Here is a 24,770-nt window from a genome sequence, read left to right as displayed (position 1 = left end):
TGATCCAATAAGATACATAATAATTTTGATTTCTATATGAGGGGAAAATCTTATAAAATCATTATCAATATGTATTAAATATTTCTAGTTTGTTTACTAAAATAAAAACAATAAATTGTGGATGTTATTTTAAAGGTACATTAAGGGATATAATAGCTGTATCATTTATAGCATTTTAAATTAAATAAAATTAATCAAAACGTTGGACTGTAACAAAATATAATAATCAGGATATTATTAAAACATTTTATAGGTACAATAATAAAATAATTTTATAGCTAAAAGGAAATTTGTTGGATCAAACCTCAAATTTCCTTTTGCTTTTTATAGGGAGGGAGAAGAATGCGATTAGATAATATCAACAAAACATATCATAATAAATTAAATGACGTTCATGTTTTAAAAGATTTAAATTTTACTTTAAATACTGTTGGTTTGACATTTATTATCGGTAAAAGCGGCAGTGGTAAAACAACATTATTAAATATTTTAGCTGGACGTGATCATGATTATACCGGTACTATGATATTAGATGGAAATGTTGAGTATGTTGAACAGGAATATAATCTAATGGAGAGTCTAAGTGTTTTTGATAATCTGTTTATGCTGTGCAAAGATAAAAAAATGATAGACTTGAAATTAAAACAGTTTGGCTTGTTTGAACATAAGGATAAAAAAGTAAAAAAATTATCAACCGGTCAAAAGAAAAGAGTTCAGGTGTTAAAGTGTCTATTAAGTCAGCCGGATTTACTGATCTGTGATGAACCGACAGCCGCATTAGATGCAGCCAATAGTAAACTGGTCATGGAAGCATTAAAAGAAGCAGGAAAAAATATTCCAGTGTTAATAGTAAGCCATGACAAAGCTTTATGTAATCAGTATGCCAGTCGAATCTGTAAACTGGAAAACGGATATATAAGTGAAGATAAGATTATCAGTGAACAAAAAGAATATCATTTAAAACAGTCTAGAAAAATTAATCGACCAGTAAAAGAATATCTGTATCTGATTAAAAAGATGATAATCTCAAGACCGGGAGACAGTCTGATAAAAGCAGTGATAATGAGTCTGTTGATATTTTCTTTATATGCCGGGATCAATTTTTTCAGTTCAGTATCAGGAAAGAGTGATGCCAAATATAAATGGATAACAGGAGAAAATCTGTTAATAACAATCGGTAATGAAGAAAACAAAAGCGATGAAAATAAAACAACTGCGTCTTACCAGGTCGTTGAACCAATATATTCCACATATGATTTTTATACCAAGCAGGATGTTCAAAATGTATTGAATGAAGTAGATGAGGTAATAGGATATCGAGCAGGATGGGATACAGATATTTATGATTGGTCAAATTATGAGCTTGAATTAACATATGATGAAGCTAAGAAAGTATTAGAAACAGCAGATCCGAAACGACCAAGCACTCAAAAACTAGCAGCTAGTATAGAATTCTTTGAAAGTGAAGGGGGACCTGAACATGAAATCCGTAATGAAAAAATATTTTTCTATTATTATGGTTATGATGGTTTTAAAGATTGCACAGATTACTTTCCAGATGATTCGATAAGTAATTCAATTTATTTTGATTATATATATTATAGAGATATAGTAGTTTATCAGATGAAAAATGATTATCAGTTTTCATTATTATATGGCAATCAGATGAAAAGAGATGATGAAATAATCATATCATTAACAGTAGCTGATGAGCTATTGGAAAATGAATCAGTATCCAGTTATGAGGATTTGATAGGCAAAGAGATAAATCTGGTCAATGGTTCATATACTCCTTATGAATATTTTAAAACTCACGATCCATTAAAAAAAGGAAATAATGAAGAAAGTTATTTTTCTTGCAAGATTGTCGGGATAACAGATTATAAAAATAATTATGAAAACCAGGTGTATCTAAGATATGGTGTTTATGATAAATGGATCGAGGAAAATTATCAAATGAATCTGGAATACTTAGAATATCAGTATGCTTATTATTTAATCGATCCAGAAAGTGACAGTGATGAAATAAGCAGTAAAATTGATGAAATATCAGCTAGTACAGACAGTCATTATGTAAGTTATGCAAGTAATGATAAAAGCAGTCAGGAATATAATAATCCCCTACTATACTGGGGAATCAGTATGATAATGATCATATTAGTAATAATGGTAATGATTGGTTATGAGATATTAAGTAATCGAAGATTGAAAAAAGAAGGACAGATAATCAAGGAAGCTGGATATAAAGCAAAGCGAATAACATTTATGATAGAAGGGATAAGTATAATAACAGGAGTAATAGTCTGGCTAATATTATTACAGCCACTGATTGAAAAAATCAATGAAATAGCATTTAGATATGAATATAGTGAAATACTGACATTTAATTTAAGTGACTTTGGAATCAGTATAATATTGGCGATTATTATAATGTTATTGATAAAGGGAATAAGCTATGAAATACGGATTAGAAGGAATTAAAAAGAGTTTTGGCAGACAAACAGTATTCGATGGACTTGATTTTGATTTTTCTAAGTGTGGATTGTATCTGATTAAAGGTGAAAGTGGCAGTGGTAAAACAACATTATTGAATATTATTGCTGGATATGAAGATTTTGACGGTGGTAAAAGAGTAATAGTGAAAGGAACTAAGATTGCTTATATTTTTCAAACTTATGAGCTGATTAATAATTTGACGGTAGCTGAAAATATTGATCTGTTTGAAAATCTTTATCATATAACTTTTGATAAAAAACAGGACATTATCGAGATTTTAGGTTTACAAGATATTATGGATCATTATCCTGATGAATGTTCTGGTGGTCAAAAACAACGTATTGGAATTGCTCGAGCCTTAATGATGGATCCAGAAATCATCATTTGTGATGAACCGACTGAATCTTTAGATATGGAAAATAAACAAAATGTAATGGAACTTTTAACGACGCTTGCAAAAGAAAAGATAGTTTTGTTAGCAAGTCATGAAACAGAACTGATTGAAAAATATCAACCGGTTGTTTATGAAATAATTGATAAAAAACTCCAAAGCAATGATGAAATAGACAATGAAGTAGTAGAAGCTAAAGATGTTTTGTTGCCTAAACCAGATCAAAAATATTTAAAAAAGATAATCAGAAAAGTTCTACATCACAGTTCGATAGTTCAGCTATTGATTATTCTAGTAATTGCTTTAACAGCATTAGTTTCATTGCAAACCTATTTTACAATTTTTAAACCGATAGAATCATTAAAAATTTTAAACAGTTATGAAATATATATTGAAGTAAATAATGATGATGAAGAAAATCCGGTCAGGGTTCCTGGTGAAAGAATCGTTAAGTTTGATAATATTATTCTTGATGGACGTAAATATCGGATAAATGTAGTACCTATAGTTACTAACAATGAAGAATTAGAATTTTGTGGTCAAAAGGAAATAAAGGGTAATGAGATTATAATCAATCAAAATGTTGCTAAAATCTTAATGGATAGCCAGGGTGTATCAAAAGAAAAACTGATTGGACAGGAAATGAATTTAAGTTATAAAATTGATTTCTTTAGTAATGAAGATACTTTTGAGATTGCAGGAATTGTCTATGAAGATGATGTTCAAAATGTATTACAGGTATATTATTCAAATGATTATTTCAAACAGACTCGTAGTATTAGTGAAGATATGGATTATTATGTTTATCATAGTGATTCTAAAAACATCGAAAATGATTATTACCGGTTTTCAAAAAATACACAGTTAGAAACTACGAATTTATTTGTTGAAAATATGGAAAGAATTAATAATGAGATGGGAATTTTTGAATTAGTATTTAAAGCTGTAGTAATTGTAATTTTTACAACCTTGCTTATTTATACGATTTATTCTTTGAAAAAACAATGGCGACAAGTATCAGGAAATTTAGCGATTATAGCTAGTTGTTTAGTATTACTGTCAAAGATTAAAAGCAGTTATATAAAAGAAAAGTTCAAAGAGTTAATTATTATTGATATTGTTTTAATGGGTGAAAGTTTACTTTATTTATTGTTGATAGGAAATCGAGGAATTGAAATTAATGCTGGTGTTATTATAGTATTGAATATTATTTATCTGGTAATGCTTTTAATAAATATAAGAAGTATTAAAGATTATGAAATTGCTACAATCTTAAAAGATGATAAAGATAATTAAAAAAGAAATATAGTTTTTGATAAAGGGGATTTTTAGAAACATAGGTATCAACTTGAAATACCTATGTTTTTATTTTAAATAATAATTTATATTACTAAACATGTGATAAACTATAAGTTGAGTAAACTCAACTATCAGTCGGTGGAGTATAGAAAAGAGATTATGCTATCATAAAAGTTGTCAAAGGAGTGAATAGATAATGAAAAAACAAACTTTTGGAAATATAATTGTTTCATTGCGTAAAGAAAAGGGAATGACACAGCTTGAGTTAGCTGAAAAAATGGGGGTTACTGATAAAGCGGTATCAAAATGGGAGCGGGATTTATCTTTTCCAGATGTTAGCTCAATTCCTAAACTTGCAGAAATATTTGAAGTTTCCGTTGATGATTTAATGCAAGTAAAAACCAAAACGAAAGAAACTCCACCAGATAACAAAATAAATGAAATTATTCCACTTGCATTAAATGGAGTAGCTTTAGCAATGGGAATTGCAGTAGTTGTTCTTTTGTTTTTAAATGAAATTGAAATAAACTTAGCTATTAGGATGTTAGCAATTGGACTTGTATGTTTAGCTATTATGCAACTTATCAAAAAAGAATAAATTTTATTTAATTTATAATGGATATAATTTCTACCAGTCAATAATAAAATGACTGGTTTTTTAATTGTTAAATTTTAGAGGATTTGATATGCAATTTTATAAATAATGTAATTTAGTATATTTTAAATACTGTTATTTAAACGAATTAATTGCTTCTTAGTCAACTTATATTGGATTATTGTAAATAATATAATAAAATAAGAATATGATAATTTATTATTTGTTAATAAAAATACTTGGATTTTTGGTTGATTTCATGAAGTTAATTAGGAATATTAAATTATTATAGAACATTTTTTATAGTTAGGTGCTTTATATATTAAGTTTACTAACTTAATTAATAGTAAGGGGTAGTAATATGATTATTTCAATGACAAGAAAGTTAATTCTAAGATCACCATTAAAAAGTATCTTAACAATAATATTTTCAATATCAATTATTATTTTTATTGGACTATATATAAATAATATAAAGACATTAGAAACATCACTGAAAAAATTAAGTCAAACAATACCAGTAACAGGAGAAATATGCGACATAAGCGGTAGCAAAACCACTGGTTTAGAAATTGATGAAAGAAAGGGAAACCAGATTATTTCTTCTCAATATGTCGTGCAAGCTAAATACACTATTCAAGTAGTAGCCAGTAATATCAATAATCAAAATGATATCAGTACAACATTGATGGGATGTAATTCAATTGATGCTTTACCGTTATTATATGATGATAATATTGATTTTATGTCAGGAAATGACAGTTCTTTTTTAACAGATGATAAAAATAATTGTATTGTTGAAGCTGAATTTGCTAAACAAAATAATATTGTTTTAGGACAGGAAATAACATTTTCATTATCTATTTATAAATATGATTCAGGCGTTTATTTAACAGATAATATTGATAATATAAAAATGAATGTTATTGGCATATATGATTATAATTCGGCTACTAATACATCGATTATTGTTCCGGTAAAAAGTTTAGCAAGACTAGTAAAAGAAAGTGGTAATGAAGTTTTTTATGATTCATTAAAATTTGAATTAAAGGATCCTGGTAAATTAAATGAATTTAAACAAGATGTAAAAAACATAGGTTTTTCTAATATTAATAGTCAGTCAGTTCAAAGTGTAGCTGGTAATAGCTTAATTGTTTATGACAATATATACATTGAAAATGCATCAAATATACTAGATGCACTTCAAATGTATAGATTATTTGAAATACCATTTATTATTTTAATGTTTGTATTATATGTTTTGGTTATTTTTCTATTGATAAAAAATAAGCAGTTAGAGATGGCAATATCACTATCATTGGGACAAAGTAAAAAAGCAGTAAATTTCAATTTGTTTTTAGAAATAGAAATATTAAGTATTTTAGGATGTCTATTGGGTGTATTAGCGTTGGCTTTGATAACAGATATTGAAATATTTAGTTTATTGATGATATTTTTTGGTTTTCTTATCTTATCTATTTTAGGAATTATGTTTGTAATTAAATTATTAATGAATTTTGATATTATGCAATTACTTAGTAAAACAGATTAGGAGGAAAATGATGGAATTATTAGAAACAAAAAATGTTAGTTATACATATCAAGGGAAATATCAAAAAGTAGAAGCTCTTAAAAACATTAATTGCCATTTTGAAAAAGGAAAATTATATGCAATTATTGGACAATCAGGAAGTGGGAAAACAACATTATTATCAATTTTAGCTGGATTTTGTAAACCTACTAGTGGTGAAGTATATGTTGATGGTAAACTTCTAGAAAAAAAGGATTTAGAATCTCATCGTCGTGATAATATTTCAATGATATTTCAATCTTTTCATCTTTTTCCGCTTTTGACAGTACTCGAAAATGTAATGTATCCAATGCAGATTATTAAAGAACCAAAAGATATTATTGAAAATAAGGCAAAAGAATTATTAGAAAAGGTTGGGATCCCAGCAACATATTATAAAAAATTACCAGCTATGTTAAGCGGTGGCGAACAACAAAGAGTAGCTATTGCTAGAGCGTTAGCATCAAAAGCAAATTTTATTCTTGGAGATGAACCAACAGGAAATTTAGATAGTATAAATGGAACCAAAATTATCGAATTGTTTGAAAAGTTAGTAAATCAAGATTATTGCGTTATTATTGTTACTCATGATTTAAGTATTGCCGCTAAAGCTGATGTTGTTTATCAGATGAAGGATGGTAATATTGAATTGAAAAAATGATTAATTTATTGTTATGGGGAGAAAAACAATGATAAATAGTATAAAACAAATGAGTAGAGCACCATTAAAATTAATAGCACTATTTTTTATGATTATTATTAGTGCCGTATTATTAGTAGTGGGAAGTACGATGTTGATTAATTCAAACAAGCAGTTAAATGACATAGAAAAATCATGTATAACTCTAGCGACAGTTCAACAAAATGAAGATGCTATTGAAGTCAGTTCTACTTTTGATGGGGCTAGCAAAACTTATCGCAATTATAAATATCCAATATATGATTCAATCATTCCAACTGATATTTTAAAATTTGATAGTGCTAATTATTTATTGGAACCTGAAAAAAGACCTTTCTATGGTGCATATATGGAGGAATATAATACTTCTAGAAATTCAACATTTTCAGATGATTATACTGTTATTGAATTTACACCAGTAACTAATTGTGTCCCAGATCATCCTGTCGATGTTGAAGTTACAAACGTATTAAGTGGTGAATTGGAAGTTGGCTCTATAATATCATTTTGCGATCATTATAATGATAATCCACAACCCTTACAAGTCCAAAAAACTTATATAGCAACTGTTTTAATGAAAGATAATAATCACGATAATAGTGGTGGGATTGAATGGGCTGCATATGATTTTGCACCATTTACTACTCAACATGATAAAAATGGTAATTTGGTAGCTAGTGATATTAGTACTGTTACTGCTTCAATTGAAGAAGTAAATGAGACTTTTATAAATTCAAATAGAAAAGAAAAATGGCAAAATATGTGTACTAGTTTTAAAATGCTTGATAAAACAATTCCTGTTTTGCCAACTAATAATTTAGATCTGTTACCAACTTTTCATTTAAAACAATCTAGTATTGTTGATGGAAGAAAAATATCTAAAAAAGAGTTTGATAATGGAGAAAAAGTATGTATTGTTTCTAAAGATTTTGCAACAGCAAATAACTTGAAAATTGGTGATGAAATAGAAATGCCTTTATATTTTGCTAATTATAATGAATCACCAGGTATTTTGTTTGGACATGATTCTAGATTGAATTTTTCTTTGTTAAATGCTAATGGTGATATATATCCCGTTTTTTCTAACCATAAATATAAAATTGTTGGAATATATTACACTACAAAAGTGACTTCAATAAATGATACTACCGAAATGGGATATGACCAGATTATTATTCCTAGTAAATCAGTAAAAGAATCTGATGAAAATAATATTGCTGATTATGGTGTAATGTCTAATGAGACGACATCATTTATAATACCAAATGGAACTATTGAAGAATATCAGAATAATTTTTCTAAATTAGACAAAAGTAGTCTATTAAAAATTACATTTGATGATATGGGTTATACTCAAATGAAACATAATCTTGAAAATGCTAAAGAAAGTGCTTATATATTGTGTGCTGCCGGTATTATAGTAACAATGATAATTATTTTAATGGTATTATATTTTTATGTAATTAAACAAAAAAGGCAGATAGCAATTTTAAGGGCTTTAGGTACTAGTAAACGACAATGTTATCTTTTTATACTAAGTGGATTAGTTTTATGGGTTATAATGGGTTCTATTATTGGTAGTGCTATTGGATTTGGCCTAGCGACAACTAATGATTCTTATCAAAACAATAGTTATTTTAGCTATGAATATAGTTTGCTAAATTACGATGAAAATAACGAAAATGAAATAATAAAACCAGGGAATGATTTACAGCCTTCTCTTGTCAAAATATCAATTTTAACACCTGTTATTCTTACTGGTTCTATTTTATTTGTTTGCTTAATTGCAACAAATAAATATCTAAAAGAAGATGTCATGCAATTGTTATTAGAAAATGAAGTGAAATGATAAATCTAAAAATTATGTGTCACAAATTTTAATACTTTAAACAATTAGATGCTATAATAAAGATTATTTTAAAATATTTGTCACTTTATTTTGCAGGATATTTTGGGATTGTCTATATATTTAATTTTATCTTTTTATCTGTTTACGTATGATTGTTTTTCGAGTATGATTTAATTGATCATTTATTAAGCGAATTACATGGAAATGATCAATCAGCAAGGTCGAGTTAGGAAAATATGTTTTTAGCAATGGTTTGAATACAAAGCTTATAACAGTACATATATACTCGACCTTTTTCTTTTCTCTAAACTTATTTAAAAATTTGAAATAATATCAACTATTAAATTGTTTTTAAACTTTATAATAATTGAGAAATATTTAGTACTTCTAGAAAAATAGAACACTAAATCAGTGAAACCTTCAATATCATCATCCTCAATATCAAATAATTGTAATAATTCTTTGCTTATTATATTTTAATCAGATTAAAACTAGACTATGAAATTCTATCAAAAAAGGGTGATTATACACCCATAGGATATTTTAGAGCAATTCTATATGTTTTGAATATTTTCAAATATATTTTTTATTTAGGATATTAGTCTATAAAATTAATCAAAATTTTTAGTTTTGAATGTTTAGATGGAGATATATTAATGATGCATTTATAGTCTTTTAATATAGTATCAAGTTGTTTCCTTAACATATCAGTATCTATGTTTTTGTTTGGAATTATACATTGAATTACTAAGTTGTTTATCAGTGTTTTTGATTTAAAAATTATAATTCTTTGATCTGTTTCAAAATATATAGCCTGATTTTCTGCTATATTTAATATATATGCAAATAGATTATATTGAACATCAATATCTAATTGATTAATTTTTTCATCTTCTATTATAGTCGTACAATGTATATGATTATTTTTATGATATTGTAATCTTTCATTAATTAAGTAATTTAACACTATTGAATTTGAATATATTGAATTGAATTCTTTGTACGTATCATCCATTAATGTGTTTACTTTTTCTTTGACTTTATTATATTCGTGATTATCAATTAAATTATTAATATCAGTGTAACAGTGAAGCAACTCATGTAAGAAATTAAAGTTATATAAATAATGTTGGCTTACTAGCTGGTATTTTAATTCAAGCGTTTTTGCTTTATGTTCTTGTAATTTTAAATCTGCTTTTATATTTGTTGAGCGGACTATTAAAAATAGAATAAAGGCATTTAAAATATTTGATAGTATGAATAATATTAGAACCATGCCATATTGAGGAAAATCTTTAAGAGTTTTAAAATAGTCATTTTCGCTTACTAACAGCAATATTGTAATCAAAGGTGCGATAAATATTATCCAGGTATATTTGGGTATATCATTGTTTTTGATGTATTTACTTAGTTTTATGTAACATAAATTAAAAATTACTAATAAGATATATGATAAACATAATCCTAATAAATATGAAAATGAAAATATTTGTTTAGGTACAGTTAGAGATAGTACGTTAATTAAGATATGACCAACGAATATCTCTGAAAATATTTGGAATGCAAAAAAGGGAATTATAGTAAAACACTTTTCAAAGAATGATCCTTTAAATTGAATTATGGTATAAATTATATCTATAAAAAATAAAATAATTGCCTTTGATGAGTTAATGCCATTGAAATTTGTTAAGCATATAAAAAAATATGCAATAATAAAAATAAAAAATGTAAATTTACGATTATATTTAAATGCTAAAAAAGAATATGCTAGATAATTAAAAGCCAAAAACGTCAATAAATCAAATAAAAGTATTAGCAACATGGTTATAGTATCTCCTGTATGAATTTAGTATACTCAATTTCAAAAGAATTTTTGTAATTTCTAGATAATGGTATTATGTCATCAGTAGTTAGTGTGATTTCATTTTTATTGATTGCACTGATATGTTCTAAATTTACTATAAATGCACGATGGGTATATACAAAACCATAATCATGAGTTAGTTCATACCAATATTTTAATGCATTATTAGTGAATATTTTTGTTTTATCTATCATATGAATAATCGTTTTTCTATTTAAACGTTCAATGTATAGGATATTATGAAAATAAATCTTTTTAGGTGAAATTGTTTCATCAATAATACCAAGAGATTTTTTTAAATAATTATTTATAATATTTTCCATTTCAATATTAAAAAGTTCTTGTTGAATAGGTTTTAAAAAATATCTATCGGCATGAATTTTATATCCTTCAATAGCATATTTAGCATAATTAGAAGTTATAATAATTCGACATTCATGATATATCTGTTGTAATTTTAAACCTATATCTATCCCATTATCATCTTTTAGTTGAATATCTAAAAATAGAATATCATATTCTTTAATGTTGTCATAAACTTCTTTTGTATTAAGACATACTTTAACATTATATTTAATAGCTTTTGTTTTGAAGTAGGAATCAATACAATTGATTAAGTTTTTACAATCCTCCTTGTTATCATCATAAATAAGTATATTCATAAATATCCCCTCCCTATATATTTATATTAAACAATAATTGAATCACGTACAATCATTTTTGTTTGAACTGAAAAATAAAAAAGCAAAAAATCAATTTCTTTGCTTTAATAAAAATGGCGCCCCCGATAGGAGTCGAACCTACGCAAAACATGCCTTAGGAGGGCACTGCTCTATCCACTGAGCTACGGGGGCATATTTAATTTTTAAATGTCGATTATTACTATCTAAAATCGAGTATAGTTAATATGTCCCTATGATTTTAACATTACTTGTTTCAAAAAGCAAATTATTATAATTGTTATTAAAAAAGTGCTATAATAATAACAAGTTAGGAGTTGATACGATGAGTAATATCTTAGAGGTATGTTGTGGTAGTTATTATGATGCTCTTCAAGCTCAAAAAGGTGGAGCAAGAAGAATTGAACTAAATAGTGCTTTACATTTGGGTGGTTTAACTCCATCGCTGGCAACTTTATTAAAAGTTAAAGAAGATACTGATTTAGAAGTTATTTGCATGGTAAGACCACGAGGAGCAGGTTTTTGTTACAATGATGAAGATTTTGAAATTATGAAACTTGATGCTGAGATTTTATTAGATAACGGGGCTGATGGTATTGCTTTTGGTTGTTTGACTAATGAAGGTGAAGTTAATATTAGACAAACAAGAGAAATGGTAGATATTATTAAGTCATATCATAAAACTGCAGTTTTTCATCGAGCTATTGATTGTGTTGTAGATATAGATGAGGCTATTAATATCTTAATAACTGTTGGTATTGATCGTATTTTAACTAGTGGTTTACAAAATCAGGCTTATCAAGGTAGACGAATGATAAAATATCTTCATGATGCTTATGGTAATAGCATTGAAATATTAGCTGGTAGTGGTATTAATGAAAAGAATGTTAAAGAATTGATTGAATTTACAGGTATTAATCAAGTTCATAGTTCATGTAAAGATTGGATCAATGATCCAACTACACATATCAATAATGCTGATTTTGGTTATCATGATGGTGACTATGATGTCGTGGATTTTAAAAAAGTAAAGACATTGGCAGATATAGTTGATTTAATTGAATAATAGTTTGTAAGACCTCACTGCTTAAAGGCAATGGGGTTTTAATTTTAATTTGATGTGGTATAATAGAAAAAAAGGGAGTTGATTGGATTGAAAATCTTCAATATAGATGAAGAATTGAAGCAAAAAGTTAAGCCGGGAATAATTATTTCAGGATTCACGGTTTTTTTAATATATATTTTATTTAATATTGGTAATATTTTTCAGATGATTAGCCAGTTTGTTGGCTTGTTTGAATATTTACTATTTGGTATTGTAATAGCTTATGTTTTAAATCAGCCAATGAAAATAATTGAAGAACGCATTGTTAAAAAGTTTCAGCCTGAAAGTTTTATTTATCGTAAAAAACGAGGATTATCAATCTTTATAACTTTGATCTTGTTTGTTTGTTTAATGATTACGCTAGCGAGCATAATTATTCCTAATATTATTGAAAGTTTAATAACTTTGATTAGTAATATATCAAATATAATAAGTTCTATTTTTAATAACATTGATAAGATTTTCATGTATTTTAATATTGATTTTAGAACTAATGATATTACTAGTATAAATGAGTTAATAAATATGCCTTGGCAAAATATAGTAAAAGGATTATTAGACTTTTTAACTAAAAATGCCGATGGCATAATGGCAAATGCAACCAATTTTTTATCTACTTTTGGTGTAGTTTTTACAAGTTTTATTTTCTCTTTATATTTACTTGGTAATAAAGAAAAATTTTTACGACAATTCCGTAAACTAATCGCTGCTATATTTGGATATAAAATAACACGAGTAATTTTTCACTACGCTCATAAAACAAATATCGTTTTTTCTAGTTTTATTACTGGTCAATTAGTTGAAGCGGCAATTTTATGGATATTATACTACAGTACAATGTTGCTATTTGGATTTCCATATCCAGAACTTATTGCTACAGTAATTTCGATATTTTCATTTGTTCCATTTTTTGGTCCGATTGCGGCTATGTTTGTAGGAGCATTCTTGATTTTATCTGAAAATGTTTTTCAAGCTTTTTGGTTTATGGTTTATTTCCAAATATTATCACAAATCGAAGATAACTTTATTTATCCTCGGGTTGTTGGTGGAACTGTTGGTTTACCAGGAATTTGGGTTCTTCTTTCAATCTTTATTTTTGGTGATTTATTTGGAATATTTGGAACAATTATTGCTGTTCCATCAGCAGCGTGTATCTATTCTTTAATTAGCGAACTGGTTAATTTAGTTTTAAGAAAGAGAAAACTTAAGATTACTGAAACGACAATTAAACAGCTTTCAAAATAACCTGTTTTAAACAGGTTTTTATTTAAATTTAAGGGGGATACAATGGAAAGTTTTACAATAAATTCAAAAACTGATCAGTTACCACTTTCAGTAATTGTATCATGTAGTAAACAACCCAAAGCAATTGTTCAAATAGTTCATGGTATGTGTGAGCATAAAGAACGTTATTTAGATTTTATTAAATATTTAAATGAAAATGGTTTTGGAGTTATTATTCATGATCAGCGTGGTCATGGTGCTAGTATTTTAAATAAAGATGATTTAGGTTATTTTTATCAAAAGAATAGTCAGGTATTAATAGACGATGCTTATCAGTTAACATGTTATATCAAAAACAGATATCCAGATTTACCAATATTTTTATTTGGTCATTCAATGGGATCTTTAGTAGTGAGAAATTATCTGCGATTTTATAGTCAGGCTATTGATGGACTAATTGTTTGTGGTAGTCCTAGTAAAAATAAATTAGCGATATTTGGTAAGATGATTTGTAGTATTATCGCTAAATTTAAAGGAGACCATTATCGTAGTAAATTAATGCATTATATGTCACTTGGAATGTTTAATCATAGTTTTGACAAACCTAACGAATGGATATGTAGTGATAGTAATGTAGTTGATCAATATAATAGCAATCCGTTGTGTAATTTTAATTTTACAGTAAATGGTTATTATAATTTATTAGACTTAATGATTAATACATATAAAAATTTTGATTATCATATTAAAGCTGATTTACCAATTTTATTTATCTCAGGAAATGAAGATCCATGTTTAGTCAATCAAAAATCTTTTTATCAGGCAGTTAATCATTTAAAAAATCAGGGTTATTATAATGTTGAAGCTAAATTGTATGAAAAGATGCGTCATGAAATCTTAAATGAGAAAAATAAAAAACTGGTATATCATGATATTGTAACTTATTTAAATCAACAATTAGAAAAACGGGGGAAATTATAATGGATGAAATTACATATCAATTAAACCATGGCAAAGTTAATTTTGATGATTCAAAAATGATTCGACAAGCAGTTTTTGTAGAAGAACAAGGTTTTGAAAATGAATTTGATGATATTGATAATAGTGCTTATCATTTAGTGTTATATTTAGATAGTCATCCTGTGGCAACAGCTAGAATGTATCAAAAAGATGAAGAAACAATGATTTTAGGGCGTATTGCAGTATTAAAACAATATCGAAAACATGGTTTAGGAGCAAAAGCTGTTCAAAGATTAGAAAAAGAGGCTCAAAAATTAGGGTTTAAAAAAATAGAACTATCAGCTCAACAGCAAGCAATGAATTTTTATCAAAAACTAGGATATGAAAGTTTTGGTGATATTTATTATGATGAGTGGTGCCCTCATATTACAATGGTAAAAAAGATATAAAAGTTGGCAATTATTGACATATTTAGTAAGAATACTATAATTAATTAAAAGAGGAACTAATATGGAAAAAATGAAAGATAAAACAAATTTTTTTAATATACCAAACTGTTTGTGCTATTTTAGAATTTTATTAATACCTGTATTTTTACTTGTCTATTTTTATGCCAAGTGGGAGTATCACTATGTTGCGGCAGCTTTTATTTTAGTTTTATCAGGTTTGAGTGATTTTTTAGATGGATTTATTGCTCGTAAGTTTAATATGATTACTGATTTTGGGAAATTAATAGATCCTATTGCTGATAAAATAACCCAATTTACGATTGCAATTACTCTTTTATTTACCTATCCATTAGCTTGGATTTTATTAGTGATAATTGTTTTAAAGGATGGAATGTTAGGTATTGTTGGTTTATACTTATATGATTATGGTGTTAAAGTTAAGGGTGCTTCATGGTGGGGCAAAATTGCAACAGCCTATTTTTATGTAGTAGTAATATTATTGATTGGTTTGCATATCCCAAATACTGTACCAAGTCAAATAATGATTTTTACTAGTAGTGCGTTGATGTTTTTGTCATTTATATTATACGCAAAAGAATTAAGACAGATGATAAAAGATAAGGATAAGTTAAAAGATGAACAAAAGATTGATTAAAGAAGAATGCTATTTAGATATGCTTGAAGATGAAATAAATAGTGTTGATGCGGTATTGAATTATATTGATAAACTAAAAGAAAAAAAAGGTGTTTTTGATGATGAAGTTATTCAAAAAGATCTCATTCATTCCTATTTTGATTTAGAATTGGCATTGGCAAGTTTATGTATTTTGCTTAGAAAAATGTCAGAGAATATGTTTATTCATATTGATGAAGAAATTCGTCGTGATATTAATAGTATTATTCATTCAAATAAATTTGAATATCATGATCATGAAAAAATCTATGTTTATTCAAAAAAAGGAAAGGAACCAATTGAATTAAGCAGATTAATGCAGTTTGCTCGTTCGATTCTTTAATCGACAAATTCATTTGATTGCTCTTGATATGATATAAAGGGTGATCAAAATGGATTTTAGGAAAAATGCGGGAATTGTTTTAATAATTTTAGGGATAATTTTGACAATGGACCGAACTCAGGATTTTCAAGGAATAGTAGCAACAATTGCATATTATGTTAAGGGTTATTGGCCATTAATACTTTGTTTTTTTGGAATGTACATTTTAAGTTCCCCTAAAAAGAAAAAGTAAGTAGCAACTATTGATTTTAACTATCAATAGTTGTTTTAATTTATTGATTATTATAAGTAAACAAGTTATAATTGTCATGAAAACGGAGGAATTATAAATGAAAAAAAGACCTATTGTATTATGTATCATGGATGGATACGGAATAAGTGAACGAATTGATGGGAATGCAGTTAAACTTGCAAATACCCCTAATCTAGATGATCTAATGGCTATTTATCCAACAACTACAATTAAGGCTTCAGGAATGCCAGTAGGATTACCTGATGGACAAATGGGTAATAGTGAAGTTGGTCATTTAAATATTGGTGCTGGTAGAACTGTTTATCAATCATTAACTTTAATCAATAAAGCAGTGGCTGATGGAAGTTTCTATCAAAATGAAGAATTTTTAAAAGCAATTAAAAATGCAAAAGATAATAATACAAAATTACATATTTGGGGATTATTATCTAATGGTGGGGTTCATTCTTCTAATGAACATATTTATGCTTTATTAAAACTAGCTAAACAAGAAGGTTTAGAAAAAGTATATGTACATGCTTTCTTAGATGGACGTGACGTTGCTCCTGATAGTGGTGTAGATTTCGTTCAAGAATTAGTTGATAAAATTGAAGAAATCGGTGTTGGTGAAATTGCTACTATTTCTGGAAGATATTATGCAATGGACCGTGATAAGAGATTTGATCGCGTTGAATTAGCATTCAATGCAATTGTTAATCATGAAGGGGAAGTATTTGAATCTCCAGTTCAATATGTTAAAGATTCATATGAAAAAGAAGTATATGATGAATTTGTTGTACCAGGTTATAACAAAAATGTTGATGGACAAGTTCAAGATGGTGATTCAATTATTTTTGCTAACTTTAGACCAGATAGAGCTATTCAATTGTCAACTGTAATTACAAATGATGGTTTCTATGATTATGAATTTAAAAACGTTCCAAAAAATATTACATTTGTTTGTATGATGAAATATGCAGATAGTGTAAATGGTGGAATTGCTTTTGCTTTAGCTAAATTAACTAACACTTTAGGAGATTATTTATCAGCTAAAGGATTAAAACAATTACGTATTGCAGAAACTGAAAAATATGCTCATGTTACTTTCTTCTTTGACGGTGGTTTAGACAAAGAAATCGAAGGAGCTACAAGAGTTTTAGTAAATTCTCCAAAAGTTGCTACTTATGATTTACAACCAGAAATGTCTGCTTATGAAGTAAAAGATAAATTAATCGCTGAATTAGATAAAGATATCTATGATGTTGTTATTGTAAACTTTGCAAACTGCGATATGGTTGGACATACTGGAGTTATTCCTGCAGCAATCAAAGCAGTAAGTGTTGTTGATGAATGTGTTGGTGCTGTTTATGACAAAGTATTCGAATTAGGTGGAACTATGTTAATCACAGCTGACCATGGTAACAGTGAAATGTTATTAGATGAAGAAGGTAATCCATTTACAGCACATACAACAAATGAAGTACCTTTAATTGTAACTAATTCTCATTTAGAATTAAAAGAAGGTGGAAAATTAGGTGATTTAGCACCAACTATCTTACAATTATTAGGATTAGAAATTCCTGAAGAAATGGATGGACAATCTTTACTTAAATAATGAAAAAGTTAATTACTTTAATTATTTTAATTTTAACTATTAGTGGATGCCAAAAAGCATCCACTATGCATATTCAAAAAGATACCAGTTTATCAGGAATTCATGAGATTGATTATCAAAGCTTGCAGGAAAAACTAAATAGCAATGAACTATTTGTATTATATATTGGCCGTCCTGATTGCAAGGATTGTCAGGAATTCTACCCGATATTGACTTCCTATATAGAAGAAAATGAAGGGACATATCTTTATTATTTAAATATTCAGGCTTTTCGTGATGCGGCTTCTAAAGAAGGTGCTAGCAAGGAAGAAATTGATTTTTATGATAATATCAGGGAAGAACTTGATTTTGATTGGACACCTACGCTAAAATTAGTTAATAAAGGTGAAACAATTGATGAGTATACTTATTTAAGTCAAGAATACTATGAGATAAAAGACGAAGATAAACAAGCTCAAGAAAAGCAAAAATATATTGAAGAATTTAAGTCTTGGATGACAAATATTTATGAGTAGGTGATTGAATGAAAAAATGTCCATATTGTAAAAAGAATATTCCTGATAGCGCTAAAGTATGCCCCTATTGTGGTAATCGATTAGAAAAAGGCTATCAGCCAATGAAAAGAACTAATTCTTTTCCTAACTATATTTATACAATTTTAGCTTTAATTTTAATTTTCTCACCAGTTTTAACAACTTTTATGTTTGGTAGTCTATTAGGTGAAGATATGGCAACTGCAAGTGGTAATGGTACGACACCAGAAAGTGCGATAACTGTTGGTCCATTAGGAGAAGTAGATGCTAGTAGTGAAATAATTGAATACTATTTTGGATCATTAAAAGATTTTAGTGATTTAGTTAAAAATAGTGATCCATATGTAGAGAAAATTGAAAATATAGAGGCTGATTTAAAAACAATTGCTAGTAAATATGGTGATGTAGATTTTGATAAAGATTATAATTTTTATGTAACTGATCAAAATAATATTTATAGTGACATTAATTATGATTTATCGATTAATGAAAATGAAAGTATTAAGATAGCTTTATCTTATGATTTATCTGGTGAAACTAATAGTATTAATGTAGAATATAATGCTAGTGGATTTGAAAATTTCGAAGCAATGAAGATAAATGATCAAAGTTGTCAGTTTGCTAAAGAAATAGTAACTTTGTTCAATGGTGAACAGGAATTTAAGTGCTATAATCAAACTGCTGAAAAATTCAATGCGCTAGAAACAGATTTCAATAACCAAACTCTAACTCTAGGTAATTATGGTCTTGGTGTTAATGATAATCAGGATGAAACTGAAGTTGCTATGAGAATATTAGGGGCTGAAAAAGATTATCGATTTAGATTAACATATCAAACAGAAATAGATTTAGAAAAATTGGTATAGAACTGGAGTACTGCTCCAGTTTTTTTGTTATAGATAAAAAACTGCATAAAATAACTTATAATGCAGTGTGTAACTTAATCTTCTTTTTTATTAGCAATAAATTCAACAAAATCTTTAACGATATTATATTTATATGCAGAAACTTGAATTGTAATTGGTAAATCAATATAGGTATTTTCTTGATCACGTATTTCATCTAAATTAATTGGTTTATTAGTATAACCAAGAATATAATCTGATGTAACATTGAAGTACTCGACCATAGCTCTTAATACTTTAGTACTAGGATCGCGTGTTCCTTGCTCATAAGCAGCTAAAGTGCGGGGTTTAACGCCGATGATCTTAGCAAGTTCTTTACGTTCTAGATTATGTTCATCACGTAAATATGCAATTCTTTCTCCAGTTAATCTAGTCATCTTTTACACCTCATACTGTATTATAGGTTAAGATTTGGCGAAAAATAAAAATTTACACAAAATGGACAATAATTTTAGTAAATGCACACTATATGTGTTATTACTGTGATATCTAGAAAAAATTTGACATAATATTTAAATATAAATCACATGAGATTTATTATCGGATAGAAACATGTTATAATCATTATCATAAATCAAAACGGTTTTGTAAAAATAACAATATAGGGGCAATATATTTTTATAAAAATAGGAGGGGTGTAATATGGAGAAAATTGCAATATTAACTTCTGGTGGTGATGCCCCAGGGATGAATGGAGCAATTAGAGCACTTGTTAGAGTGGGAATCCAGCATGGTTTTGAAATGTATGGTGTTTATGAAGGTTATTGTGGTTTAGTAGCTGGAAAAATAAAGAAATTGGGGTATAGTGACGTTTCAGAAATATTAGCACGAGGCGGAACTATTTTAGAATCTTCAAGGTTGCCAGAGTTTAAAGAAGAAAATGTTCAAGATCAGGCTGTTAAAAACTTGAAAAATTTAAAAATTAATAATTTAGTAGTCATTGGAGGAGATGGTAGTTATCGTGGTGCTTTAGCTTTGTCAAAAAAAGGCATAAATTGTATTGCTATTCCTGGAACTATTGACAATGATATTAATGGTACTGATGAAACGATTGGTTTTCATACTGCTTTATATAATATAATTGATGCAGTAAATAAATTGCGGGATACTTCTAGCTCTCATCATCGTTGTTTTGTTGTTGAAGTTATGGGTAATAATGCTGATAGTTTGGCTTTATATTCAGCGATAGCTTGTGGTAGTGAATTAGTTATTACAAATAAAACTGGCTATGATGAACAGCATATTATTGATGAATTAATAAAAAATGAAACTATCTATAATAAACGACATGCGATTGTCATTGCTAGTGAAAAAATATTTGATGTTGAAAAGTTAGCTAAGCGAATTAGCGATGAAACTGGTTTTTCAGGGCGTTCGATAGTTTTAGGACACATTCAACGTGGGGGCTCACCAGTGCCCGAAGATCGAATTTTAGCTTCAAGAATGGCTAATAAAGCAATTGAATTGATTGAACATGGTGAAAATGGTAAATGTGTCTGTTTAGTTGATAGTCAAATAGTTGCTAAAAAAATTGATGAAGCATTAACAGAAGTAAATAAAAATAATCAAATGTTATATCAGCTTTTTGAAGATCTGGTATAGCCTGGAGGTAATAATGAAAAAGATTTTATTTAGTGATATGGATGGAACAATTATGAATCAAGATGGCTTGCTTTATGATAAGGATAAAGAAATGATTGAAAAATTAAGAGCAAGTGGTCATTTGTTTGCTTTTAATACGGGGCGTAATTATGAAGAAGCAATCAAGGCAATTAGACAATTAGATTTAAAATATGATTATTTAGTTTTAAATAATGGAGCACAGATTATTGATGATCAAGGACAAGAATTGTTTAAAAAAGTGATTTCTAATCAAATTGGTTCTAAGATTATTGAACATTGCTTAAATTATCCTGATTTATGGTTGTATTTCTATGATGGGCAAAAAACCTTGGCGTATTTTCAAGGCGTTACTTATGAATATGATCATAATGGTAAGATTATTGAAAGTAATGATTATAATTTTTTAAAAGAATATCCATTGGTAAAAGAATTTGATATCATTGCTTTACATCAGGATGATCAAAATATTGATAACTTATTGAAAATTCAAAATTATATTAAAGAAAATTACGACTTTGAAGCCCATGGTACATTAAATACTATTTATTTAGATATTACACCTAGTAATTGTACTAAAGGAACAGGGATTGAAACATTAGTCAACTTACTTGATAACAAATTAATCAGTTATGCAATAGGGGATTCATATAATGATATTAGTATGTTTGAAAGTGCAACTTGGGGTTATACTTTTAACCATGTTGAAGATGATATTTGTAAACATGCTGATAAACAAGTAGAACATGTAGCTGATTTAATTGCAGAAATGATAAATATTTAAGGGGGAATAAAAATGAGCTGGCAAGATAAACTACGATGCGTTGAACCATATGTTGCAGGGGAACAACCAAAAATTGTTGATATGATAAAATTGAATACTAACGAAAATCCATATGGCCCAAGTGATAAAGTAAAGGAAGTTTTAGCTAATATTGATATTGAAAAACTAAGACTATATCCAAGCAGTGACGCTAATACGCTGCGGAAGGCTTTAGCTGATTATTATAATTTAGATGAAAAACAGGTTTTTTTAGGAAATGGATCTGATGAAGTTTTAGCATTAACATTTTTAACTTTTTTTAATGGGGAAGATCCGGTTTTATTTCCAGATATAACTTATTCTTTTTATCCGGTATACTGTAATTTGTATCAGATTAATTATCAATTAGTAAGATTAAATGATGATTTTAGTATCAACGTTACTGATTTTAATCAGCCTAACAGCGGTATCATTTTTCCTAATCCTAATGCACCAACTGGTTTGTTAGTTGATTTGGATTTTATTGAAACCGTGCTAAAAAATAATCCTGATAGTATCGTAGTTATTGATGAAGCTTACATAGATTTTGGTGGCAAAAGTTGTGTACCGTTAATTAATAAGTATGATAATTTAGTAGTAATTCAAACTTATTCAAAATCACGTTCATTAGCTGGAATTCGTCTAGGAGTAGCTTTAGGAAGTGAAGAGGCAATTAGTCATCTATATGATGTTAAAAACTCTTTTAACTCTTATCCAATTGACTATATAGCTCAACAAGTATGTTTAGCTAGCATTCTAGATGATCAAGATACTAAAAATAAATGTCAAAAAATAATTAATACTAGAGAAAAAGTAAAAAAAGAACTTAAAGATTTAGGTTTTATAGTTCCAGACAGTTATGCTAACTTTGTTTTTGTTAGACACCCTGATGTTGATGGTGAAGAGTTATTTTTAGCGTTACGAAAAGCGAGAATTATTGTTCGCCATTGGAATCAAGAACGAATTGATCAGTATTTACGGATCAGTATTGGCAGTGATGAACAAATGGAGCGCTTAATAGCCTTTTTAAAAGAATACTTAAACAAATAACCAGATTAGTTAATCTGGTTATAATTTTTTATATGTTTTTTTACCATTACGAAGATAGACAAAATTATTTTCAGTTGATAAAGACGGCTGATAAACATAATCATCAAAAGTTACTTCTTGGATAGCTTTTAAAGACGTGATTTTATTTTTAACCATTATCTCTAACATTTTCCCTCTAGCTTGTTTAACGTACATTGAATTACGAGTTAATTTACCACCTCGATCTTCAACAAAATCTAGATTAATGATATTAGGATGATTGACCATTTTCACAAATTCGTTAGATGCTAAAGAAATAAGATAATCTTCATTTTTAAAATAATCATCAACTTCTTGTTGCCAATATTGATAAAGATCGATATTTAATTTCATCGTCATATCTAAGCGATAAGGAGTAATACCAGTATTGTATTTTAAAATACCGTAATATGCTGATAAAATAGTTAAATATTTATCTAAATAGTTAAAATCGGATTCATCATAAGTTTGTAAATTAAGCTGTTTTAACACTGTTCCTTGATAACAAAAAAGGGCAGGTGTAGTTTTAATATCATCATTATGATAATAATCATAGACTGTTTGAGCCATCTTAAAAGAAATCTTCATCGTATCATGAAGATTTTCAACACTAAAATTTTGTAAGTATTGATGAAGATAAGCAGTTTTATTAGGGAATAATAAATCAGTCTGTTTAATATTTAATTGTTTGTTTTTCATTATTTTAGCTGGAGCTATAATTATTTTCATTTTTATCACCGAGTTTATTATATCGTATTTTTCTTAAATATGGTATACTTGTCATGGTGATGAAAAGATGAATAATACAATTATAATTGATAAAATATTGATTCATATGTTAGATTTAGAACATAGTAAAGTAATTTATTCGGATACTTTTATCAATTTAGTAGAAGGAACAACTGAATATTATGATAAAAAAATTGAAAAATGTTTAGAAAATACTGGTATTAAAGAATTAGTAGTTGGTAGTCAGCATCATTTACTACAAGCAGCTAGAAATATGTTAGAAAGTGATGAAACATTCAAAGAAGAATCTATTAAGATTACTCAAGATCTTTTTAATCTTTGTACTAAGATTGAAGAAATGCCTAATGCTAATTTAATGTTTGTTGAATTGAAAGTTGATGGTAAAAAATATATTTTAATAATTAAATTAAACTATAAAACAATGCCAATGAGTTTAATTGAAGAAGTTGATGGAAAACAAAGTATACGCTTTGTTAATCAGCAGATTTTACCAAATAAAACTACAGCAGTTGAAGAAGCAATTATTATCAATGTTGAAGATAGTATTTTATCAATCATTGAAAAAAGATTTATGATAGATGGTAAACCGGGATATTATTTAAATGAACAGTATATTAAAGGTGAACCAAAGCTTACTGATAAACAAAAAATGAGCATTGTTAATAAGGTAGTTAAAAAAGTAGATAGTCAATATAATGTAATCGATGGAGATCCATTACCAGTTGTAAAAAAAGAATTAGTGGATTTAGTCATGGAACATCGACCAGTAAAACCATTAGAATTAGCTAAAAAAGTAATGGGTGATGATTATAATGCTAGTGAAGAAGTAGAAACAATCATGAAAGATTTAGGAATAGAAGAAGATGATGAAATTGTTAATGTTCCAATTTCTTTAGATCGAATGTCACGTTGTAAGCTGGTTTTAGATGATGATCGAATTATTGAATTAAATGTTGAAGATTATTTAGATGGTATTGATATTGAAAAAGAAATTGATGAAAATGGTAAAACAAAAATCATTTTAAAAAATATTCAAGATATTGTAGTTAAGTAAAAAATAAGGAATAG

General features: G+C 27.5%; 24 protein-coding genes and 1 tRNA gene. 20 read left to right on the top strand and 5 right to left on the bottom strand.

Annotation, left to right across the window (positions count from 1 at the left end; translation table 11 throughout):
* The first annotated feature begins 342 nt into the window (after positions 1–342).
* From ABGT36_RS09545 to ABGT36_RS09520, 6 genes are all read left to right on the top strand, one after another.
* On the top strand, positions 343–2,481 hold the full coding sequence (locus ABGT36_RS09545) for an ATP-binding cassette domain-containing protein (RefSeq protein ID WP_346677724.1): 2,139 nt from the start codon (positions 343–345) through the stop codon (positions 2,479–2,481).
* A complete protein-coding gene (locus ABGT36_RS09540) occupies positions 2,456–4,183 on the top strand; it encodes an ATP-binding cassette domain-containing protein (RefSeq protein ID WP_346677721.1) in 1,728 nt (575 codons plus the stop codon). The genes ABGT36_RS09545 and ABGT36_RS09540 overlap by 26 nt, the downstream gene beginning before the upstream one ends.
* A 199-nt stretch (positions 4,184–4,382) precedes the next feature.
* The gene (locus ABGT36_RS09535; RefSeq protein WP_087374668.1) at positions 4,383–4,784 is read left to right on the top strand and encodes a helix-turn-helix domain-containing protein; all 402 of its coding nucleotides are present in this window, start codon (positions 4,383–4,385) and stop codon (positions 4,782–4,784) included.
* A 358-nt stretch (positions 4,785–5,142) separates the two neighbouring features.
* A complete protein-coding gene (locus ABGT36_RS09530; RefSeq protein ID WP_346677719.1) occupies positions 5,143–6,333 on the top strand; it encodes an ABC transporter permease in 1,191 nt (396 codons plus the stop codon).
* A gap of 10 nt (positions 6,334–6,343) precedes the next feature.
* Entirely contained in the window at positions 6,344–7,012 is a 669-nt protein-coding gene (locus ABGT36_RS09525) for an ABC transporter ATP-binding protein (protein WP_087299342.1), read from the top strand.
* 28 nt (positions 7,013–7,040) lie between these two features.
* Complete coding sequence (locus ABGT36_RS09520; RefSeq protein ID WP_346677717.1) at positions 7,041–8,879, top strand: FtsX-like permease family protein; 1,839 nt, start codon at positions 7,041–7,043, stop codon at positions 8,877–8,879.
* A gap of 598 nt (positions 8,880–9,477) precedes the next feature.
* On the opposite strand, the gene ABGT36_RS09515 is transcribed toward ABGT36_RS09520, so the two are convergent.
* The 3 genes from ABGT36_RS09515 to ABGT36_RS09505 form a co-directional block, all read right to left on the bottom strand.
* Positions 9,478–10,701: a hypothetical protein gene (locus ABGT36_RS09515; RefSeq protein ID WP_346677716.1), complete on the bottom strand. Its 1,224-nt coding sequence runs from the start codon at positions 10,699–10,701 to the stop codon at positions 9,478–9,480.
* 2 nt (positions 10,702–10,703) lie between these two features.
* The gene (locus ABGT36_RS09510) at positions 10,704–11,405 is read right to left on the bottom strand and encodes a LytTR family DNA-binding domain-containing protein (protein WP_346677714.1); all 702 of its coding nucleotides are present in this window, start codon (positions 11,403–11,405) and stop codon (positions 10,704–10,706) included.
* A 114-nt stretch (positions 11,406–11,519) separates the two neighbouring features.
* Positions 11,520–11,597 (bottom strand) — tRNA-Arg (locus ABGT36_RS09505).
* A gap of 151 nt (positions 11,598–11,748) precedes the next feature.
* On the opposite strand from ABGT36_RS09505, the gene ABGT36_RS09500 reads away from it, so the two are divergent.
* The 10 genes from ABGT36_RS09500 (at position 11,749) to ABGT36_RS09455 (ending at position 19,423) form a co-directional block, all read left to right on the top strand.
* Entirely contained in the window at positions 11,749–12,489 is a 741-nt protein-coding gene (locus tag ABGT36_RS09500; RefSeq protein ID WP_346677713.1) for a copper homeostasis protein CutC, read from the top strand.
* An 87-nt stretch (positions 12,490–12,576) separates the two neighbouring features.
* Complete coding sequence (locus ABGT36_RS09495; RefSeq protein WP_087299321.1) at positions 12,577–13,773, top strand: AI-2E family transporter; 1,197 nt, start codon at positions 12,577–12,579, stop codon at positions 13,771–13,773.
* Between the two features lie 42 nt (positions 13,774–13,815).
* Positions 13,816–14,733, top strand: a complete 918-nt coding sequence (locus tag ABGT36_RS09490) for an alpha/beta fold hydrolase (RefSeq protein ID WP_346677710.1) — start codon at positions 13,816–13,818, stop codon at positions 14,731–14,733.
* Positions 14,733–15,161: a GNAT family N-acetyltransferase gene (locus ABGT36_RS09485; protein WP_087299317.1), complete on the top strand. Its 429-nt coding sequence runs from the start codon at positions 14,733–14,735 to the stop codon at positions 15,159–15,161. Before ABGT36_RS09490 ends, ABGT36_RS09485 begins: the two co-directional genes overlap by 1 nt.
* 61 nt (positions 15,162–15,222) lie before the next feature.
* Positions 15,223–15,816 (top strand): CDP-alcohol phosphatidyltransferase family protein, encoded by a 594-nt coding sequence (locus ABGT36_RS09480; protein ID WP_239404302.1) that lies wholly within the window; start codon positions 15,223–15,225, stop codon positions 15,814–15,816.
* Positions 15,797–16,177 carry a hypothetical protein gene (locus tag ABGT36_RS09475; RefSeq protein WP_087299315.1) on the top strand — a complete coding sequence of 127 codons (381 nt, stop codon included), beginning with the start codon at positions 15,797–15,799 and terminating at the stop codon, positions 16,175–16,177. The genes ABGT36_RS09480 and ABGT36_RS09475 overlap by 20 nt, the downstream gene beginning before the upstream one ends.
* Before the next feature lie 49 nt (positions 16,178–16,226).
* Entirely contained in the window at positions 16,227–16,409 is a 183-nt protein-coding gene (locus ABGT36_RS09470; protein WP_087299313.1) for a LiaF transmembrane domain-containing protein, read from the top strand.
* Positions 16,410–16,506: 97 nt separating this feature from the next.
* The gene (gene gpmI / locus ABGT36_RS09465) at positions 16,507–18,024 is read left to right on the top strand and encodes a 2,3-bisphosphoglycerate-independent phosphoglycerate mutase (RefSeq protein ID WP_087299312.1); all 1,518 of its coding nucleotides are present in this window, start codon (positions 16,507–16,509) and stop codon (positions 18,022–18,024) included.
* The gene (locus ABGT36_RS09460) at positions 18,024–18,539 is read left to right on the top strand and encodes a thioredoxin family protein (protein ID WP_087373777.1); all 516 of its coding nucleotides are present in this window, start codon (positions 18,024–18,026) and stop codon (positions 18,537–18,539) included. Before gpmI ends, ABGT36_RS09460 begins: the two co-directional genes overlap by 1 nt.
* 8 nt (positions 18,540–18,547) lie before the next feature.
* Entirely contained in the window at positions 18,548–19,423 is an 876-nt protein-coding gene (locus ABGT36_RS09455; RefSeq protein ID WP_087299309.1) for a zinc ribbon domain-containing protein, read from the top strand.
* 74 nt (positions 19,424–19,497) lie between these two features.
* Here the strand turns inward: ABGT36_RS09455 and ABGT36_RS09450 are convergent, their stop codons facing one another.
* Positions 19,498–19,839 carry a helix-turn-helix domain-containing protein gene (locus tag ABGT36_RS09450; RefSeq protein ID WP_087299307.1) on the bottom strand — a complete coding sequence of 114 codons (342 nt, stop codon included), beginning with the start codon at positions 19,837–19,839 and terminating at the stop codon, positions 19,498–19,500.
* 265 nt (positions 19,840–20,104) lie between these two features.
* On the opposite strand from ABGT36_RS09450, the gene pfkA reads away from it, so the two are divergent.
* From pfkA to hisC, 3 genes are read left to right on the top strand one after another with little or no spacing between them, the layout of a single operon-like run.
* Positions 20,105–21,064, top strand: a complete 960-nt coding sequence (gene pfkA / locus ABGT36_RS09445) for a 6-phosphofructokinase (protein ID WP_346677706.1) — start codon at positions 20,105–20,107, stop codon at positions 21,062–21,064.
* 13 nt (positions 21,065–21,077) lie between these two features.
* Positions 21,078–21,866 (top strand): Cof-type HAD-IIB family hydrolase, encoded by a 789-nt coding sequence (locus ABGT36_RS09440; RefSeq protein ID WP_346677704.1) that lies wholly within the window; start codon positions 21,078–21,080, stop codon positions 21,864–21,866.
* Positions 21,867–21,878: 12 nt separating this feature from the next.
* Complete coding sequence (gene hisC / locus ABGT36_RS09435) at positions 21,879–22,934, top strand: histidinol-phosphate transaminase (RefSeq protein WP_346677702.1); 1,056 nt, start codon at positions 21,879–21,881, stop codon at positions 22,932–22,934.
* Positions 22,935–22,952: 18 nt separating this feature from the next.
* Here hisC and ABGT36_RS09430 read toward each other — a convergent pair whose 3' ends face one another.
* Positions 22,953–23,681: a YaaA family protein gene (locus ABGT36_RS09430; RefSeq protein ID WP_346677700.1), complete on the bottom strand. Its 729-nt coding sequence runs from the start codon at positions 23,679–23,681 to the stop codon at positions 22,953–22,955.
* A 67-nt stretch (positions 23,682–23,748) separates the two neighbouring features.
* On the opposite strand from ABGT36_RS09430, the gene ABGT36_RS09425 reads away from it, so the two are divergent.
* Entirely contained in the window at positions 23,749–24,756 is a 1,008-nt protein-coding gene (locus ABGT36_RS09425) for a nucleoid-associated protein (RefSeq protein ID WP_300627657.1), read from the top strand.
* Positions 24,757–24,770 lie beyond the last annotated feature (14 nt).

Source organism: Erysipelatoclostridium sp. An173 (assembly GCF_963931465.1).
Taxonomy (GTDB): Bacteria; Bacillota_I; Bacilli_A; order Erysipelotrichales; family Coprobacillaceae; genus Thomasclavelia; species Thomasclavelia merdavium.
The sequence above is the reverse complement of the archived record's forward strand: the minus strand, read 5'-3'. Positions and strand labels throughout refer to the sequence as shown.